Annotated in this window: 16 protein-coding genes and 2 tRNA genes; 10 read left to right on the top strand and 8 right to left on the bottom strand. The window is 69.1% G+C overall.

The window, feature by feature from the left end; all coding sequences use genetic code 11:
* Positions 1-35: 35 nt before the first annotated feature.
* Positions 36-476, top strand: a complete 441-nt coding sequence (gene cadR, locus ASF45_RS22625) for a Cd(II)/Pb(II)-responsive transcriptional regulator (RefSeq protein WP_056668262.1) — start codon at positions 36-38, stop codon at positions 474-476.
* 91 nt (positions 477-567) lie between these two features.
* Positions 568-1752 (top strand): beta-ketothiolase BktB, encoded by a 1185-nt coding sequence (bktB, locus tag ASF45_RS22620; RefSeq protein ID WP_056668258.1) that lies wholly within the window; start codon positions 568-570, stop codon positions 1750-1752.
* On the opposite strand, the gene ASF45_RS22615 is transcribed toward bktB, so the two are convergent.
* Positions 1753-2847: an amidohydrolase gene (locus ASF45_RS22615; RefSeq protein WP_056668255.1), complete on the bottom strand. Its 1095-nt coding sequence runs from the start codon at positions 2845-2847 to the stop codon at positions 1753-1755.
* 173 nt (positions 2848-3020) lie between these two features.
* Between ASF45_RS22615 and ASF45_RS22610 the strand changes: the two genes are divergently transcribed.
* Entirely contained in the window at positions 3021-3926 is a 906-nt protein-coding gene (locus tag ASF45_RS22610; RefSeq protein WP_056668252.1) for a LysR family transcriptional regulator, read from the top strand.
* 20 nt (positions 3927-3946) lie between these two features.
* Here ASF45_RS22610 and ASF45_RS22605 read toward each other — a convergent pair whose 3' ends face one another.
* Positions 3947-5515, bottom strand: a complete 1569-nt coding sequence (locus ASF45_RS22605; RefSeq protein ID WP_056668249.1) for an AMP-binding protein — start codon at positions 5513-5515, stop codon at positions 3947-3949.
* A gap of 108 nt (positions 5516-5623) precedes the next feature.
* Here ASF45_RS22605 and ASF45_RS22600 point away from each other — a divergent pair, with 108 nt between their 5' ends.
* The 3 genes from ASF45_RS22600 (at position 5624) to ASF45_RS22590 (ending at position 6965) form a co-directional block, all read left to right on the top strand.
* Positions 5624-6307, top strand: coding sequence for an AzlC family ABC transporter permease (locus ASF45_RS22600; protein ID WP_056668245.1), 684 nt, complete (start codon positions 5624-5626; stop codon positions 6305-6307).
* On the top strand, positions 6304-6612 hold the full coding sequence (locus ASF45_RS22595) for an AzlD domain-containing protein (protein WP_056668242.1): 309 nt from the start codon (positions 6304-6306) through the stop codon (positions 6610-6612). Before ASF45_RS22600 ends, ASF45_RS22595 begins: the two co-directional genes overlap by 4 nt.
* A gap of 279 nt (positions 6613-6891) precedes the next feature.
* Positions 6892-6965, top strand: a tRNA-Gly gene (locus ASF45_RS22590).
* A 258-nt stretch (positions 6966-7223) separates the two neighbouring features.
* Here the strand turns inward: ASF45_RS22590 and ASF45_RS22585 are convergent.
* The 5 genes from ASF45_RS22585 to ASF45_RS22565 form a co-directional block, all read right to left on the bottom strand.
* Positions 7224-7316 (bottom strand) — tRNA-Ser (locus ASF45_RS22585).
* Positions 7317-7354: 38 nt separating this feature from the next.
* The gene (locus ASF45_RS22580) at positions 7355-8626 is read right to left on the bottom strand and encodes an aspartate kinase (RefSeq protein ID WP_056668239.1); all 1272 of its coding nucleotides are present in this window, start codon (positions 8624-8626) and stop codon (positions 7355-7357) included.
* Positions 8627-8689: 63 nt separating this feature from the next.
* Positions 8690-9643 carry a tRNA lysidine(34) synthetase TilS gene (tilS, locus tag ASF45_RS22575; RefSeq protein WP_369802157.1) on the bottom strand — a complete coding sequence of 318 codons (954 nt, stop codon included), beginning with the start codon at positions 9641-9643 and terminating at the stop codon, positions 8690-8692.
* Between the two features lie 2 nt (positions 9644-9645).
* Entirely contained in the window at positions 9646-10284 is a 639-nt protein-coding gene (locus ASF45_RS22570; protein ID WP_056668238.1) for a CoA transferase subunit B, read from the bottom strand.
* A 1-nt stretch (position 10285) separates the two neighbouring features.
* Complete coding sequence (locus ASF45_RS22565) at positions 10286-11083, bottom strand: CoA transferase subunit A (protein ID WP_056668235.1); 798 nt, start codon at positions 11081-11083, stop codon at positions 10286-10288.
* A 76-nt stretch (positions 11084-11159) separates the two neighbouring features.
* Here ASF45_RS22565 and ASF45_RS22560 point away from each other — a divergent pair, with 76 nt between their 5' ends.
* Complete coding sequence (locus ASF45_RS22560) at positions 11160-11714, top strand: PAS and helix-turn-helix domain-containing protein (RefSeq protein WP_056668233.1); 555 nt, start codon at positions 11160-11162, stop codon at positions 11712-11714.
* On the opposite strand, the gene ASF45_RS36965 is transcribed toward ASF45_RS22560, so the two are convergent.
* Positions 11704-12696: a helix-turn-helix domain-containing protein gene (locus ASF45_RS36965; protein ID WP_304440570.1), complete on the bottom strand. Its 993-nt coding sequence runs from the start codon at positions 12694-12696 to the stop codon at positions 11704-11706. The two genes, ASF45_RS22560 and ASF45_RS36965, sit on opposite strands and share 11 nt — an antisense overlap.
* 194 nt (positions 12697-12890) lie before the next feature.
* On the opposite strand from ASF45_RS36965, the gene eat reads away from it, so the two are divergent.
* Genes eat through eutC form a run of 3 tightly spaced genes read left to right on the top strand, consistent with a single transcriptional unit; the run spans position 12891 to position 16493 of the window.
* On the top strand, positions 12891-14300 hold the full coding sequence (gene eat / locus ASF45_RS22550; protein WP_056668221.1) for an ethanolamine permease: 1410 nt from the start codon (positions 12891-12893) through the stop codon (positions 14298-14300).
* Between the two features lies 1 nt (position 14301).
* Positions 14302-15702: an ethanolamine ammonia-lyase subunit EutB gene (locus ASF45_RS22545; protein ID WP_056668217.1), complete on the top strand. Its 1401-nt coding sequence runs from the start codon at positions 14302-14304 to the stop codon at positions 15700-15702.
* Entirely contained in the window at positions 15699-16493 is a 795-nt protein-coding gene (eutC, locus tag ASF45_RS22540; RefSeq protein WP_056668214.1) for an ethanolamine ammonia-lyase subunit EutC, read from the top strand. The genes ASF45_RS22545 and eutC overlap by 4 nt, the downstream gene beginning before the upstream one ends.
* Positions 16494-16537: the final 44 nt, after the last annotated feature.

Genomic DNA, 16537 nt, shown 5'->3' with positions numbered 1-16537 from the left:
TTGGAAACCCTGAAGCCACTGTAGAGTCAAGCGCCATGAAGATCGGACAACTGGCCGCAGCCACCGACACACCGGTGGAAACCATCCGTTACTACGAGCGCGCCGGGCTGCTGCCGACCGCGCCACGCACCGAGGGCAACTACCGCGACTACGCCGAGAGCCATGTGCAGCGCCTGTCCTTCATCCGGCATTGCCGCGCACTGGACATGGCGCTGGACGAGATCCGCACGCTGCTGCAGTTCCAGGACGCGCCGGGCGGCGACTGCGGTGGCGTCAATGCGCTGCTGGACGCCCACATCGGCCATGTGGCGCAGCGCATCCGCGAGTTGCGCGCGCTGGAGCGTCAGCTCAAGGCGCTGCGCAGCCAGTGCCAGGCGGCCCAGGCGACGGGCGACTGCGGCATCCTCAAAAGCCTGGCCGAAGAACCGCTGCCCGCCGTACAGGCACGGCGACGGCACGTGCACGGCGTGCACTGAATTGTTACCTTTGGCAGCTCGGTGACACCGGGCCGGCGATCCGCATGGGAAGATTGCCGGCGAATTTTTTCTTCCCTTCAGGAGCAACAACATGGGTCGTGAAGTCGTCGTCGTCAGCGGTGTGCGCACCGCCATCGGTACTTTCGGGGGCAGCCTCAAGGACGTGCCACCCACGCAGCTGGGTGCGCTGGTCGTGCGCGAATCGCTGGCGCGCGCCAACGCCCTAGGCAAGGACGTGGGCCACGTGGTGTTCGGCCACGTGGTCAACACCGAGCCGCGCGACATGTACCTCTCGCGTGTGGCCGCGCTCGAAGGCGGCTGCAGCGAGGACACGCCGGCTTTCAACGTCAACCGCCTGTGCGGCTCGGGCCTGCAGGCCATCGTCTCGGCCGCGCAGTCCATCCTGCTGGGCGATACCGACATCGCCATCGGCGCCGGGGCCGAGAGCATGAGCCGCGCACCCTACGCCTCGCTCAACGCGCGCTGGGGTGCCCGCATGGGCGACACCAAGCTCGTGGACATGATGGTCGGCGCGCTGCACGACCCCTTCCACACCATCCACATGGGCGTGACGGCCGAGAACATCGCCGCCAAGTGGGGCATCACGCGCGCCGACCAGGACGGCCTGGCCGTGGAAAGCCACCGCCGCGCCGCAAAGGCGAGCGCCGCGGGCTACTTCAAGGAGCAGATCGTCCCGGTGGTCTCCAAGGGCCGCAAGGGCGACGTGGTGTTCGACACCGACGAGCACTTCCGCGCCGACGCGACCGTGGAAGACATGGCCAAGCTCAAGCCCGTGTTCGTGAAGGAGAACGGCACGGTCACGGCCGGCAATGCTTCGGGCCTGAACGATGCGGCCGCCGCCGTGGTGCTGATGGAAGCCTCGGTGGCCAAGGCGCGTGGCCTGGTGCCCTTGGCACGTTTGGTCGGCTACGCCCATGCCGGCGTGGACCCCAAGTACATGGGCATCGGCCCGGTGCCGGCCAGCAAGAAGCTGCTGGAGAAGCTGGGCCTGAAGGTCTCGGACCTGGACGTGATCGAGGCCAACGAGGCCTTCGCGGCCCAGGCCTGCGCCGTCACCAAGGACCTGGGCCTGGACCCGGCCAAGGTGAATCCGAACGGCTCGGGCATCTCGCTGGGCCACCCGATCGGCGCCACCGGCGCCGTGATCACCGTCAAGGCGCTGTACGAGTTGCAGCGCGTGGGTGGTCGCTATGCGCTGGTCACGATGTGCATCGGCGGCGGCCAGGGCATCGCCGCCGTGTTCGAGCGGGTCTGATCAGCTGCCGTGCAGGTAGCACTGGGCCAGCATGGCCCAGTAGGCGGCGCCGATCGGCAAGTTGGCTTCGTTGAAGTCCTGCGCCGGGCCGTCGCCGTTGCCCAGCAGCAGGTAGCTGCCCGGCACCTGCTCCAGCATGAACGCGAAGTCGTCGCGGCCTGCAAACGCGGGCACCTGCAGTTCCACCTGGCCTGGACCGAGCAGTTCCATGGCCAGCTGGCGCGCAAACTCCGTCTCCAGAGGGCTGTTGACCAGCACCGGCGCTTGCCGCCGGTAGTCGACCGTGGCTTGCACCCCGTAGCTGAGCGCTTGCAGTTCGGTCAACGCGGTGACGCGGCGTTGCAGGTTGTCGCGCACGGCCGGGTCGAGCGCCCGCACGCCGAGTTGCAGCGTCGCGTTGGGCGCCACGGCCTGTGCAACGGCCCTGGCTTCGAAGCCGCTGATCTGGACCGCCACCAGCTGCTGCGCGTCGGTGTGCGCCGCAATGCTCTGCAGTCCCATCACGATGGCCGCACCTGCCACCACAGGATCGGCCGCACCATGCGGCGCGTCGCCGTGCAGCGTGATGGACACCTCGTCGTGCGAGGCCATGGCCGGCCCGTCGCGCAGCAGCAGCCGGCCTTGCGGATGGCGGGCCGCGCTGTGCATCGCGAAGATGGCATCGCAGGGGAATTGGTCGAACAGGCCATCGGCCACCATGCGGCGGGCCCCACCCTCGGTTTGGTCTGTGCTCTGGAAGACCAGGTTCAGCGTGCCGCTGAAGTCACCCTGGCGCGCCAGGTAGTGGGCCGCAGCAAGCAGCATGGCGGTGTGGCCGAACTGGCTTCCGGCCGAGCCGGGCTGCATCGGCAGCGCCCCCATGTCCGCGCGCAGGCCCAGGCGTTTGGTGCCCTTGCCACGCCGCAGCTGGGCCACGATGCTGCTGCCGCCCAGCCCGCGGTCCACCTTGTAACCCCACTGCTCCAGGCGTCCCGCCACGAGGTCGCTGGTGTGCAGGTCCGCCGGGGCGCGTTCGCCGGACGACTGCAGCTCGCGGCGCAGCTTCACGAACATCTGGGCATGGGCTGTGATGCTGTCGATCAAGGGATGAGGCATGGCTGGTTTCTCCTTTTCATACCGCCACGGATTGAATGCAACTTTTATTCTTGCATCTTCATGTACATTTTGTACACATAAATAACGGTATGAGACCATGGTAGAAATCCCCACACCCATCTGTCCAATGCATTGTTTTTCTCCTTCCCAGAAAAAAAACTTCTAGTTGGCGCATGAACCTCAAGCAGCTCGAACATTTGCTCGCCGTTGCCGATGCGCGCTCCTTCAGCCGGGCCGCGCTGCGGCTGCACATCACGCAGCCGGCGCTGAGCCGCAGCATCCGGCTGCTCGAAGAAGTGCTGGGTGCCAAGCTGATCGACCGCATGGGCCGGCGCAATGAGCTCACGCCGCTGGGCGAGACGGTGGCGGCGCGCGCGCGCCAGCTGCTCTTCGGCGCCGAGGAGCTGCGGCGCAGCGTGGACATGGCCAAGAAGGGCAATGGCGGGCCGATCCGCATCGGCCTGGGTTCAGGGCCTGCGGCCGTGCTGATGACGCCGTTCATGGTGCACATGGCCAGGCTCCACCCCCAGGTACCGGTCAACATCATGCGCGGCGCACTGGATCTGCAACTGGGCCACTTGCGCGCGCGCGCGGCCGACGCGCTCGTGATCGACCGGCGCGCCGTCCCGCCGGCGGACGACCTGGTGGTCGAGATGGTGGCTGAATTGCGTGCCGGCTTCATCTGCCGCAGCGGCCACCCGCTGCTGGCGCGCGGAGCGGACGCCTACAGCTTCGACGACATCCTGCCCTACCCCATCGCGTCGACCACGTTGACAGACGAAATCGGCAACCAGCTGATGCGGCAATACGGGCCGCGCGCCAACCCGAATACGGCGGTGGGCCTGCGCTGCGAGGAGATGGACAGCCTGATCGCGACGGTGCGCCAGACCGATGTGGTCTTCTTCGGCATCGTTGCCGCGGCGCGGCAGGGCCTCGTGTCGGGGGAACTGGTGGAACTGCCGGTGCGCCCGGTCTTTGGTGCCAAGGGGCTGTTCGCCCTGATCACGCTGGCCGGGCGCACCGAGAGTCCATCCCTGCAGCTGTTCCGCCAGTTCGTGACGGAGCACATGCACGATTGAAGCGGCCGGCGCGCTCCAGCTCAGCCCACCGCGCGCCCAGCGGCAGCCCAGTGCCGGGCACGCAGCGCCTTCTTGTCGATCTTGCCCAATGCGGTCTGCGGCAGCGCATCGATGAAGTCCACGCGCTTGGGCGCGGCCACCGCCCCCTTGGCCTCGCGCACGGCCGCCACCAGCGCATCTGCCGACGGTTGCGTGCCAGGCTTGGCCTGCACATAGGCCATGACCAGCTCGCCCCATTTCTCGTCGGGAATGCCGATCACCGCCGCCGCCGCCACGCCGGGCTGCGCGCACAGCGCATCCTCGATCTCCTTGGGGTAGACGTTGAAGCCGCCCGAGATGATCACGTCCTTCATGCGGTCGACGATGTAGTACAGGCCGTCGGCCCCTTTGCAGGCCACGTCGCCCGTGTGCAGCCAACCGCCGGCCAGCGCGGCGGCGGTCTCGGCCGGGTTGTCCAGGTAGCCCGCCATCACGAGCGGGCCGCGCACGCAGATCTCGCCACGCGCGCCGTCGGCCACGGGCGCGCCCTGCGCGTCGAGCAGCGCCACCTGCATGAGCGGATAAGGCCGGCCCGCGGCCGTGAGCTGGGCGTCCGTGAGCCGCGCATGGTCGTGCCGGTCCAGCAGCAGGATGTCGTTGGGCGATTCGGTCTGCCCATAGCTTTGCACCGGCACCGGGCCGCAGATGTCCAGCGCCTGGCGGATGCGCGCCGGCGCGGCCGGCGCGGCGCTGTAGATCAGCGTGTGAAAGGCGGCCCAGTCCACTTCGCGCACGCGCGGGCTGTCCAGCAGTGCGTAAAGCATGGTCGGCACCAACCAGGACAGGTTGCAGCGGTACCTGGCCACGGCGTCCACGAAGCCGTTGGCCGAGAAGCCGCGCAGCAGCGTCACGCAGCCGCCGCGCACCAGCGTGGGCACCACGAGCGAGCCGCCGCCATGCGAGATCGGGGCCGGGCACACATAGCGCACCTCATGCGGCCAGTCCTTGACGGCCAGGTCCAGCAGCGCGTTGGTGGCCAGCGCGCGGTTGCTCAGCATCACGCCCTTGGGCCGGCCCGTGGTGCCGCCGGTGTAGGCCAGGCGCACGATGGTCTCGGCGTCGCCGCAGGGCACGAGCGGCTGCGGGGCGAAGTCCTGCACCGCCTGCAGCAGGTCGTCGAAACCGTCGATGGCGCCCATGGATAGCCAGGTCTGCACCCGGCCGCACTGAGCGCGCAGCGCCTGGCCGCGCGCCTGGTGGTAGCTGTCGACGACGACGGTGCGGGCCCCGCTGTGGGCGAGGATGTAGGCGTGGTCGGCCTCGCTGCCCAGCGCGTGCAGCGTGACCGAGCGCAGCCCGCGCAGGTAGACGGCCGCGACCACCGCGAACACCTCCCAGCGGTTCACGGCCAGTTGGGCCACGGTGTCGCCGGGGCGCAGTCCCAGGCGGTCGAAATGCTGGGCGATGCGGCTGATCGTCCGGCCCAGTTCGGCATAGTGGACGGTGGCCTCGTCGTTGGCGAAGGCCGCCCGCTCCGGGTACTTCGCGATGGCGGTGACGATGAGGTCGGCGACGGTGCCGCCGCGCAAGGCCTCGGGTGGTACGTGCATGGTGTCTCCCCTGGAATGCGCGCCGCATTCTGCGGGCCGGGCGCCGCGTGGCGTGTCGCCTGTGCTCGCCCTGCTAGATTTGCGGCTCCAGATTTCGGGGGAGAAGGCATGGAGGCAGGCAGGACCACCGCATCCGGCGGCGGCTGGCGCGCGGGTTTCGCGGTGGGTGCGGGTTTCGGCGTGGGCGCGTTCGCGCTCGCCGTGGGCTTTGGCGCCGCCGCTGTCGCCCAGGGCTGGCCGGCCTGGCTGGCCACGCTGATGTCGGCCATCGTGTTCGCGGGCGGCGCGCAGTTCGCGCTGGTCATGGCCTTCGCCGGCGGCGGCATGTCGGCCGCACTCGGCGCCGCCACGCTGATCAATCTGCGCTTCATCCCGATGGCGCTGACCTCCGAATTCAAGGGCGGGGCCTGGCGCCGCTCGCTGGAGGCCCAGGCGGTGGTCGATGCATCCTGGGCCGCCGCGCGCGCACCCGACGGCAGCGTGGACCGCGCCAAGATGCTGGGCGCCACGCTGGTGCAGTGGCCGGCCTGGGTGGCCGGCACCGCCATCGGCGCCTACCTTGCGCCCGAACCCGCTCTGGCGCGCGCAATCGGCCTGGACCTGGTCTTCCCGGGCTTCTTCCTGGTGTTCGTGCTGGACATCGTGCGCACCGAGTCCAGGCGTCGCGGCACCGTGGTGCTGGCCGTACTTGTCACGGCCAGCATGTGCTGGCTGGTGCCGCCCGGCGTGGCCGTGATGGCCGCCAGCGCCGCCGCCCTGCCCGCCCTGTTGCGCCGTAGGGCCGCGCCATGAGCAGCATGCTGTGGACCGTGCTGGCGTTCGCGGCGATCAACTACGCGATCAAGGCTATCGGCCCGGTGCTGCTGCAGGGGCGCAGCTTCCCGCCCGGTCTGGCGGCCTTCATCGACGCGCTGCCGGCAGCGCTGCTGGCGGGCATGCTGGCCAGCTCGGTCGTGGGCGCCGCCGGCCGCGGCCTGGAGCCCACGCTGCTGGGCGGGTTGGCCGCGGTGGCGGTGGCCTGGTTGCTGCGCGCGGGCCAGTTCGGCAGCGTGCTGCTGGGTGTGCTGGTGACGGCGGCCTTGCGCCAGCTCGGATGAGCGCACGACCGGCCGCGCGGCTCTGCTCGCCCGGCGCATGCGCTGCCACTTCGTCGACTTGCAGGCGCTTGCCGCTGCGCAAGAGTGCCTTGACCGCAGTCGCCCGTGTGTCGCTGACGCTCCGCCGTCGCCATGCGGCGCAGAGGCGTCGCCCAGCCGGCGCGTTCTGCGCAAGCCGCCGGCCACTCTGGCTGGGACAGTGGCTTGGAGAATCTGGGCAGCCCTTTGGACGGGCGCACTGCCGGGAGTGGCCAACGGCCACAGTAGAATGCGCGCCGCGCGGGTGTAGTTCAATGGTAGAACGGCAGCTTCCCAAGCTTCATACGAGGGTTCGATTCCCTTCACCCGCTCCAACGCAATGCGCAGGCGCTCGCCGCGCCAAGCCCGCCGGCGCGACAAGCCAGCCGAAGTCCATCCATCAAACGCACGCTGCTCGGCGCTGCCGCGCTGATCGCCATCTCTGCGGCGTTTGCTCTGGGGGTCGACGACAGCGCTGCCGCGGCCATGGCCTTCCCTTCAACACGGATGAGTAGCGCGCGCCGCGCGACGCGGTGTTGATGTGATGTGGACGCACCAAAGAAAAACGGGCCTGAAGGCCCGTTTTTGGTGTTTGGCGGAAACGGAGGGATTCGAACCCTCGATGAGGCTCTACACCCCATACTCCCTTAGCAGGGGAGCACCTTCGGCCACTCGGTCACGTTTCCTGGAAAACCCCGCCATTATGGCACGGATTCAGCGCGAATCAGGCCGCGGCGGGCTGGTCCAGATCGAAAACACGGTGCAATGCGCGCACCGCGAGTTCCATGTACTTCTCGTCGAGCACGACCGAGGTCTTGATCTCGCTGGTGGAGATCATCTGGATGTTGATGCCCTCTTCCGACAGGCAGCGGAACATCTTGCTGGCCACGCCCACATGGCTGCGCATGCCGATGCCCACGATGCTGACCTTGCAGATCTTGGCGTCGCCCACGACTTCCTGCACGCCCAGGCCGGGCAGGACCTTTTCCTTCAGCAGGTCGATCGTCTTCGCATAGTCGTTGCGGTGGACGGTGAAGCTGAAGTCGGTCCGGCCGTCCTTGCTGACGTTCTGGATGATGACGTCGACCTCGATGTTGGCGTCGGCCACGGCGCCCAGGATCTGGTACGCGATGCCGGGCTTGTCCGGCACACCCAGGACGGAGATCTTGGCTTCGTCGCGGTTGAACGCGATGCCCGACACGATGGCTTGTTCCATTTGTTCGTCTTCCTCGAAAGTGATCAGCGTGCCCGACTTGGACTCCTCGTCCAGATCGATGTCCCAGGGCGTGAAGCTGGACAGCACGCGCAGCGGCACCTTGTACTTGCCGGCAAACTCCACGGAGCGGATCTGCAGCACCTTGGAGCCCATGGAGGCCATCTCCAGCATCTCCTCGAAGCTGACGGTCTGCAGGCGGCGCGCCTCGGGCACGACACGCGGGTCGGTGGTGTAGACGCCGTCCACGTCGGTGTAGATCAGGCACTCCTGGGCCTTCAGCGCGGCGGCCACGGCCACGGCCGAGGTGTCGCTGCCGCCACGGCCCAGCGTGGTGATGTTGTCGTCCTCGTCCACGCCCTGGAAGCCCGTGACGATGACGACCTTGCCGGCCTGCAGGTCGGCGCGCACGCGGTCGTCCTCGATGGACTCGATGCGGGCCTTGGTATAGGCGCTGTTGGTGCGGATCGGCACCTGCCAGCCCGCGTAGCTGACCGACTGCACGCCTTCGGACTGCAACGCGATCGCCAGCAGGGCGGACGAGGCCTGCTCGCCGGTGGCGGCCAGCATGTCGAGTTCGCGGTGGTAGGCGTCGGCGGGCTTGGCCGGGGCCAGCTCCTTGGCCAGGCCCAGCAGCCGATTGGTCTCCCCGCTCATGGCGCTGGGAACCACCACCATCTGGTGGCCGGCGCGTGCCCACTTGGCCACGCGCTTGGCGACGTTGCGGATGCGCTCGGTCGAGCCCATCGACGTGCCGCCGTATTTATGAACGATGAGTGCCATGGATAGTGGCAGGAGGCGCCTTGTCCGGGCTCGGCTGTCGGCCGGCGACGCCCCTGCAGTGTGTCAACTCGAAAGCGCGGGATTGTACCAATCGAGCAACGCGCCGCTGCGCCGCACGAAACCAGCCCCCACCTTCAGATGCAGGCGGTGGCCGCGCGTGCGGCAGGCGTCGATCTGGTCCAGCAGCTCGGCCAGCTGCGCGGCACTGGGCGCCGTGCCATGCACCTCGGCCAGCCAGTGGCGCAGTGCATTGGCCTGGCGCGCGCGCGGCAGCGCCTGCAGCGCGGCGATGGCGGGCGGCATGCCGGTGGCCTGCAGGTCCTGCTCGGCGAGGCCGCGCAGCAATTCCTGCGCCTCGGCCGCATGGGCCGCACTGCGCGCGAAGGTGCTGCGAAAAGCCGGGAACAGTCGCTCCAACACGGGCAGCAACTCGGCGCGGATGCCGTTGCGCAGGTAAGCGGTGTCGGCATTGCTGGGGTCTTCGATCCAGGCCGCGCCCTGCTCGGCCAGCCAGGCGCGCAGTGCCGCGCCCGGCACCTGCAGCAGCGGCCGGTGAAACCGCAGACCGCCATGCTCCCACTGCGCCGGCATGGCCGCCAGGCCCGGCAGGCCGGCACCGCGCGAGAGCGCGAGCACGATGGTCTCGACCTGGTCGTCGGCATGCTGGGCCAGTGCCACATCGCGTGGGCCACCCTCGCCCCAGTCGCGTGCGGCAACTTCGGCGATCGCCGTGTAGCGGGCGCGCCGCGCAGCATCTTCCGGACTCTGCCCGCGTGCATGGCGCGCCTGCACATGGGCCACGGCCAGCGGCACGCCGAGCGCGGCGCAGGTGTCTCGGCAATGGGTTTCGAAGTCGTCGGCCGCGGCCTGCAAGCCATGGTGCACATGCACGGCGCGCACCTGGCCGGGCCAGCGCGCCACGCAGGCGCGCAGCAGCGCGGAGGAATCGGCGCCGCCGCTGTAGGCCACGGCCAGCGGCAGCCGCGGCGCGAAGGCGGCGATCGCCTTGGTGAACAAGCTCAGATGAGCTTGACGCCCGTCTTGGCCTGCAGCGATTCGCGCGTGACGCCGGGCGCCATCTCCACGACCTTGAGGCCCTGGGGCGTCACGTCCATGACGGCCAGGTCGGTGATGATGCGGTCGACCACGCCCACGCCGGTCAGTGGCAGCGTGCACTTGGGCAGGATCTTGAGGTCCTCGGTGCCGTCCTTCTTCTTCGCGACGTGTTCCATCAACACGATCACGCGCTTGACGCCGGCCACCAGGTCCATGGCACCGCCCATGCCCTTGACCATCTTGCCCGGGATCATCCAGTTGGCCAGGTCGCCCCGTTCGCTGACCTGCATCGCACCCAGGATGGACAGGTTGATCTTGCCGCCGCGGATCATCGCGAAGCTCTCGTGGCTGCCGAAGATCGAAGTGCCCGGCAGCGTGGTCACGGTTTGCTTGCCGGCGTTGATGAGGTCGGCGTCGACCTCGTCCTCGGTCGGGAACGGGCCGATGCCCATCATGCCGTTCTCGCTCTGCAGCCAGACTTCCTTGTCGGCCGGCACGAAGTTGGCCACCAGGGTCGGGATGCCGATGCCCAGGTTCACGTAGAAGCCGTCTTCGAGCTCTTGCGCCGCGCGCGCGGCCATCTGGTCTTGGGTCCAGGGCATGTCAGGCTCCTTTGCTTTCGTTCTTGACGGGTGCATCGCTGGCCGCGGCCTGGGCGATCACGGCCTGGGCCTCGACCTTGGCGGCTGCCACATCGACGGGCGCGGCGGCGCGCAGCGTGCGCTTCTCGATGCGCTTCTCGGGCGTGGCATTGAGCACGATGCGGTGCACGTAGATGCCGGGCAGGTGCACGGCGTCCGGGTCCATCTCGCCGGTCTCGACGATCTTCTCGACCTCGACCACGCAGATCTTGCCGGCCATCGCGGCGGCCGGGTTGAAGTTGCGCGCGGTGCGGCGGAACTGCAGGTTGCCGGACTTGTCGGCCGCATAGGCCTTGACCAATGCGACCTCGGGCAGCAGCGCGCGCTCCATCACATAGGTCTCGCCGTCGAACTCGCGCAGCTCCTTGCCTTCGGCCACCTGGGTGCCGACACCGGTCTTGGTGAAGAAGGCCGGGATGCCGGCGCCACCGGCGCGCAGCTTCTCGGCCAGCGTGCCCTGGGGCGTGAATTCCAGCTCGAGTTCGCCGGCCAGATACTGGCGCTCGAACTCCTTGTTCTCGCCCACGTAGCTGGCGATCATCTTCTTGATCTGGCGCGTCTCCAGCAGCTTGCCGAGGCCGAAGCCGTCGACACCGGCGTTGTTGGAGATCACGGTCAGGTTCTTGACGCCGGAATCCTTGAGCGCCTCGATCAGCGCCTCGGGGATGCCGCACAGGCCGAAACCGCCCACGGCCAGCAGCTGGCCGTCCTGGACGATGCCCTTCAGCGCCGCATCGGCGGAAGGATAGATTTTGTTCACGAGAGCCTCCTGTGGATTCGGATGGGCGGACGATACTACGTAGCCAGGTACGTAGTTTTTCCTAATGAGAATCCCGATGGACATCGACTACCGGCTGGCCTTCGATCTGGCGCCCATCGGGCTCGTGGTATCGCGCGAGCGGACGATTGTGGACTGCAACCGCCACCTGTGCGAGATGTTCGGCGCGGCGCGCGAGCAGCTCGTCGGCCAATCGTTCCGCGTGCTCTACCCGAGTGCCGACGAGTACGAACGCACCGGCGAGCGCATCACACCCATCATGAACGCCAAGGGCCTGTACGCAGACGACCGCATCATGCGGCGCGTGGACGGCCGCTTCAAGGGCGAGGCCTTCTGGTGCCACGTGACGGGCCGGGCCTTCGACCGCACGGCCCCGCACGCCGCCGGCATCTGGAGCTTCGAGGACCTGAGCGCGCGCCGCAGCGTGCATGCCAGTCTCACGCCACGCGAGCGCGAGATCGCGGCCCAGGTCATGCAGGGCCTCACGGCCAAGGAAATCGGCCGCGTGCTTGGCATCAGCCACCGCACGGTGGAGATCTACCGTGCGCGCGTGATGCGCAAGTACGGCGCCGGCTCCACGGCCGATCTGGTGCATCGGCTCATCACGCGCTGAGCGGCGCGGCCTGGCGCGACAGGCGCAGCGTCTGCGAAGGCAGCTCGCCGAACAGTTCCCTGTAGGCCTGCGCAAAGCGGCCCATGTGGAAGAAACCCCACTGCGCTGCCACGTCCTGCACGTGCAGTTGCTCGGCGCAGGTACCGCGCAGCCGGCGCCGACAGGCATTGAGCCGCACCGAGCGCAGGAATTCCGCCGGCGAGACGCCCACGGTGCCGAGGAAGTGGTTGTGCAGCGTGCGCGGCGTCAGGTGCAGCTGCGCGCACAGATCCTCCACCGACAGCAGGTGGTTGAACGGCTCGGCCGCCATGTCGCGCGCGGCCATGACCAGGGCCAGGCGCCGCTGCGCGCTGGCCGGCGGGCCCTGCAAGGCGGCGTCGTCGCAGCACTGGCCCAGCAGCCGCAACAACTGCCCGCCCAGGATGTGCATGGCGCGCAGCCCCCAGGGCTGGGCGGCCTCGTCGCTGGCGCCCAGCGCCAGCATGGACTCGATGGTCTGGCACAGCGCCACATGCCGGTGCGGCGACAGCGGGGCTGCGCAGACCTCGGGGCGCCCCTGCAGCAGCGGCGCCAGGCCCAGCGCGTCGCACCGGGCCGCGAGCCATTCTTCGTCCAGCACCACGCCGTAGATGCCGAAGCGCTGCGGTGTGCGCAGCGCAAAGCCGGCGTCCGCCCGCGCGGCCATGAGGGTGCGCGGTCGCTCGTCCGGCTGCAGCCGGCCGCAGAAATGCACCAGGCCTTCGCCCAGCCCATCGGGAATGCCGAACCAGACGGAGCCCGACCAGGGACGGCAGCGCTGGCTGGTCTGCTGGTCCGTGAACTCGTGGAACACCTGCAAGCGCGGTGCATGCAGCCAGAGCTCGCGCACCATTCCGGTGAAATGGCCGCACGACAGCTGGTCGTACTCCTGGCGCCAGGAGGACAGGTGACCGGCGTGCTCGTCCACATCGGCGCTGCGGCGCACGCTGTAGGCAGCCTCCATGGCGGGTCGGCTTGTCTGCATCCGCACTTCTCCCAGGCGATCCATGCGAGCGTATATGCAAGACCGGTGCCACGCCAGCGCTCGGCGCTGCGGACCGCAGGGCGCAGATTTTCCGAAAGCGGATAGCCGCTGCCCGGCGGCGCGGGTGCAATCGGCGCATCCCCGTCACCTGCTCCGCGTCGAGCGCCACTGCGATGAGTGCCATCCCCTCCTCCTCTTCCTCCGCCGCCCCCGCCTCGGGCCATCTCAAAAAGGTCCTGGGACCGCTGCAGCTCTGGGGCATCGCCGTCGGGCTGGTCATCTCTGGCGAGTACTTCGGCTGGAGCTACGGCTGGAACACGGCCGGCACGCTGGGCTTCCTGGTCGCCACGGTGCTGGTGGCAGCCATGTACACCACCTTCATCTTCAGCTTCACCGAGCTGTCCACGGCCATCCCGCACGCCGGCGGGCCCTTTGCCTATGCGCGGCGCGCATTCGGTCCCACCGCCGGCTTCATCGCCGGATTCGCCACGTTGGTGGAGTTCGTGTTCGCGCCGCCGGCCATCGCGCTGGCCATCGGCGCCTACCTCAACGTGCAGTTCCCGGGCGTCGACCCCAAGATGATCGCGCTGGGCGCCTACGTGGTCTTCATCGCGCTGAACTGGGTGGGCGTCAGCATCGCCGCCACCTTCGAGCTGTTCGTCACGCTGCTGGCCATCTTCGAGCTGCTGGTGTTCATGGGTGTGGTTGCGCCAGGCTGGTCCATGGCCAACTTCGTTGCCAATGGCTGGGCCGGCAGCAGTGTGCTGGACGGCAAGGCCATCGCCGGCATCTTCGCCTCGATCCCGTTCGCGATCTGGTTCTTCCTGGCCATCGAGGGCGCGGCCATGGCCGCCGAGGAGGCGCGCGACCCGCACCGCACGATTCCCGTCGCCTACACCACGGGCATCGTCACGCTGGTCGTGCTGGCCTTCGGCGTGATGGTGTTCGCCGGCGGCGTGGGCGACTGGCGCACGCTTGCCAACATCAACGACCCGCTGCCGCAGGCCATGAAGGTGGTGGTGGGCGCAAGCAGCGGCTGGCTGCACATGATGGTGTGGATCGGGCTGTTCGGGCTCATCGCCTCCTTCCACGGCATCATCATGGGCTACTCGCGCCAGATCTTCGCACTGGCCCGCGCTGGTTATCTGCCGCGCTACTTCGCCGCACTGAGCCCGCGCTTCGGCACGCCGCACCGCGCGCTTGTCGCCGGTGGCGTGGTCGGCGTGGCCGCCATCTTCAGCGACGAATGGATCAGCTTCGGCGGCCAGACGCTGACCGCCAACATCGTGACCATGGCCGTGCTGGGCGCCATCGTCATGTACCTCGTGTCCATGGCCGCGCTGTTCAAGCTGCGCACCAGCGAGCCGCATCTGCACCGGCCCTACCGTGCGCCGTTCTATCCCGTGTTCCCGGCCATTGCGCTCGGGCTGGGCCTGGTCTGCCTGGGCGCGATGGTCTGGTTCAACACCCTGCTGACGGTGCTGTTCTGCGTGCTGATGGCCTTGGCCTACGCGTACTTCCGGCTGACGGCCGACCAGCGCGCCGCCGCGGCACACGATAAGCTGCTTTCCGGAACCGACTGACATGCGCTACCGCACCACGCTGGCCCAACAGGTCTTCGCGTTCGACGACCTGCGCCAGGTGCTGGCCTGCGCCAGCCCCGCGCGCTCGGGCGACTACCTGGCCGGCATCGGCGCGGCCACGGCCCAGCAGCGCATGGCGGCGCGCCATGTCCTGGCCGACACGCCGCTCACGCAGTTCCTCGACGAAGCGCTGGTCCCTTACGAGGACGACAACATCACGCGGCTCATCATCGACACGCACGATGCCGCGGCGTTCGCGCCAGTCGCCTCGCTCACGGTCGGCGCGCTGCGCGACTGGCTGCTGTCCGACGCCGTCGATGGCCCGACCCTGGCGGCACTGGCACCCGGCCTCACGCCCGAGATGGTGGCGGCAGTTTCCAAGCTCATGCGCAACCAGGACCTGATCGCCGTGGCGCGCAAGTGCCGCGTCGTCACGCGCTTTCGCAACACCATCGGCTTGCCGGGCCGGCTGGCCGTGCGGCTGCAACCCAACCACCCCACGGACGACCTGCGCGGTGTTGCGGCGTCGACGCTGGACGGCCTGCTCTACGGCGCCGGGGACGCCGTGATCGGCCTGAACCCGGCCTCCGACAGCCTGCCGGTGCTGGGGCGCCTGCTGCACCTGCTGGACGAGGTCATCGCGCGCTTCCAGATCCCCACGCAAAGCTGCGTGCTCACGCACGTGACCAACACGCTGCGGCTCATGGAAGCCGGCGCGCCGGTCGACCTCGTGTTCCAGTCCATCGCCGGCACCGAGCAGGCCAACCTGTCCTTCGGCGTCACGCCCGAACTGCTGGACGAGGCCTGCGCCGCCGCGCGCGCGCTGGGCCGCGGCACGCTCGGGGACAACGTCATGTACTTTGAGACCGGCCAGGGCAGCGCGCTGTCTGCCAACGCCCACCACGGCGTGGACCAGCAGACCTGCGAGGCCCGCGCCTACGCACTGGCGCGGCGCTACCGGCCGCTGCTGGTCAACACCGTGGTCGGCTTCATCGGCCCCGAGTACCTGTACGACGGCAAGCAGATCATCCGTGCCGGCCTGGAGGACCACTTCTGCGGCAAGCTCATGGGCCTGCCGCTGGGCTGCGACATCTGCTACACCAACCACGCCGAAGCCGACCAGGACGACATGGACACGCTGCTGGTGCTGCTGGCCGCCGCCGGCGTGAACTTCGTGATCGGCGTGCCGGGCGCCGACGACGTGATGCTGAACTACCAGAGTACCTCCTTCCACGACGCGCTGTTCGTGCGCGAGACCATGGGCCTCAGGCGCGCACCCGAGTTCGAGGCCTGGCTCGCGCGCATGCAGCTGGCGGATGGCGACGGGCGGCTCCTGTCCGGCGCCGCCGCCCGCTTGCTGCAGGGCATGGGCGGCCTCGCGGCGCTGGAGGCGCAGGCATGAACGCGCCCACGACCGGCGTGACCCACGACCCCTGGCAGGAATGGCGCGCCGCCACGCCCGCACGCCTCGCGCTGGGCCGGGCCGGCCAGGGCATGCCCACGGACGAGACGCTGCGCTTCGGCTGGGCGCATGCGATGGCGCGCGACGCCATCCACGCCGCGCTGGACACCGAGGCCCTGGCCAGCGCATTGCGGGCCGAGGGTTGGGAGACCCGCAGCGTGCACAGCGGCGCCAGCGACCGCGCCACCTACCTGCGCCGGCCCGACCTCGGGCGCCAGCTGGACGCGGACGATGCGCAACGCCTGCGCGCCGAAGCCGGCACTGGCTGCGACCTGTGCCTCGTGGTCGGCGACGGCCTGTCCTCGCTGGCCGTGGCGCGCCATGCCGTGCCACTGCTCGCTGCCCTGCGCCCGTTGCTGGCAGCCGGGCTGCGGCTGGCGCCCGTGGTCATCGCCACACAGGCACGCGTCGCGCTCGCCGACGAGATCGGCGAGGCATTCGGGGCACGCCTGGCCGCCATCCTGATCGGCGAACGCCCTGGCCTGTCCTCGCCCGACAGCCTGGGCATCTATCTCACGCATGGCCCGCGCCGTGGCCGCCACGACGCCCAGCGCAACTGCATTTCCAACGTGCGTCCGCAAGGCCTGTCGTATGCGGCAGCAGGCTTCAAGCTGGCCTGGCTCGTGCGCGAGTCTCTGCGCCGCGGGCTCACGGGCGTGGAACTCAAGGACGAAAGCGATCTGGCGGTGCTGGACTCCGCCACTCCGCCTGCGCTCGTCCAGCGCGACTGACAGCGCCCCTGCTTGCACCGGCATGCGCGCGGTGGGCCTTGCGC

Source organism: Pseudorhodoferax sp. Leaf265, assembly GCF_001422365.1.
GTDB lineage: Bacteria > Pseudomonadota > Gammaproteobacteria > Burkholderiales > Burkholderiaceae_C > Pseudorhodoferax.
This window is presented reverse-complemented; position numbering and strand designations above follow the sequence as displayed.

Bases quoted from the DNA above. Each gene is read 5' to 3' on its own strand.
- cadR (WP_056668262.1), top strand. From the start codon at position 36: ATGAAGATCGGACAACTGGCCGCAGCCACCGACACACCGGTGGAAACC.
- bktB (WP_056668258.1), top strand. From the start codon at position 568: ATGGGTCGTGAAGTCGTCGTCGTCAGCGGTGTGCGCACCGCCATCGGT.
- ASF45_RS22615 (WP_056668255.1), bottom strand. From the start codon at position 2,847: ATGCCTCATCCCTTGATCGACAGCATCACAGCCCATGCCCAGATGTTC.
- ASF45_RS22610 (WP_056668252.1), top strand. From the start codon at position 3,021: ATGAACCTCAAGCAGCTCGAACATTTGCTCGCCGTTGCCGATGCGCGC.
- ASF45_RS22605 (WP_056668249.1), bottom strand. From the start codon at position 5,515: ATGCACGTACCACCCGAGGCCTTGCGCGGCGGCACCGTCGCCGACCTC.
- ASF45_RS22600 (WP_056668245.1), top strand. From the start codon at position 5,624: ATGGAGGCAGGCAGGACCACCGCATCCGGCGGCGGCTGGCGCGCGGGT.
- ASF45_RS22595 (WP_056668242.1), top strand. From the start codon at position 6,304: ATGAGCAGCATGCTGTGGACCGTGCTGGCGTTCGCGGCGATCAACTAC.
- ASF45_RS22580 (WP_056668239.1), bottom strand. From the start codon at position 8,626: ATGGCACTCATCGTTCATAAATACGGCGGCACGTCGATGGGCTCGACC.
- ASF45_RS22570 (WP_056668238.1), bottom strand. From the start codon at position 10,284: ATGCCCTGGACCCAAGACCAGATGGCCGCGCGCGCGGCGCAAGAGCTC.
- ASF45_RS22560 (WP_056668233.1), top strand. From the start codon at position 11,160: ATGGACATCGACTACCGGCTGGCCTTCGATCTGGCGCCCATCGGGCTC.
- ASF45_RS36965 (WP_304440570.1), bottom strand. From the start codon at position 12,696: ATGGAGGCTGCCTACAGCGTGCGCCGCAGCGCCGATGTGGACGAGCAC.
- eat (WP_056668221.1), top strand. From the start codon at position 12,891: ATGAGTGCCATCCCCTCCTCCTCTTCCTCCGCCGCCCCCGCCTCGGGC.
- ASF45_RS22545 (WP_056668217.1), top strand. From the start codon at position 14,302: ATGCGCTACCGCACCACGCTGGCCCAACAGGTCTTCGCGTTCGACGAC.
- eutC (WP_056668214.1), top strand. From the start codon at position 15,699: ATGAACGCGCCCACGACCGGCGTGACCCACGACCCCTGGCAGGAATGG.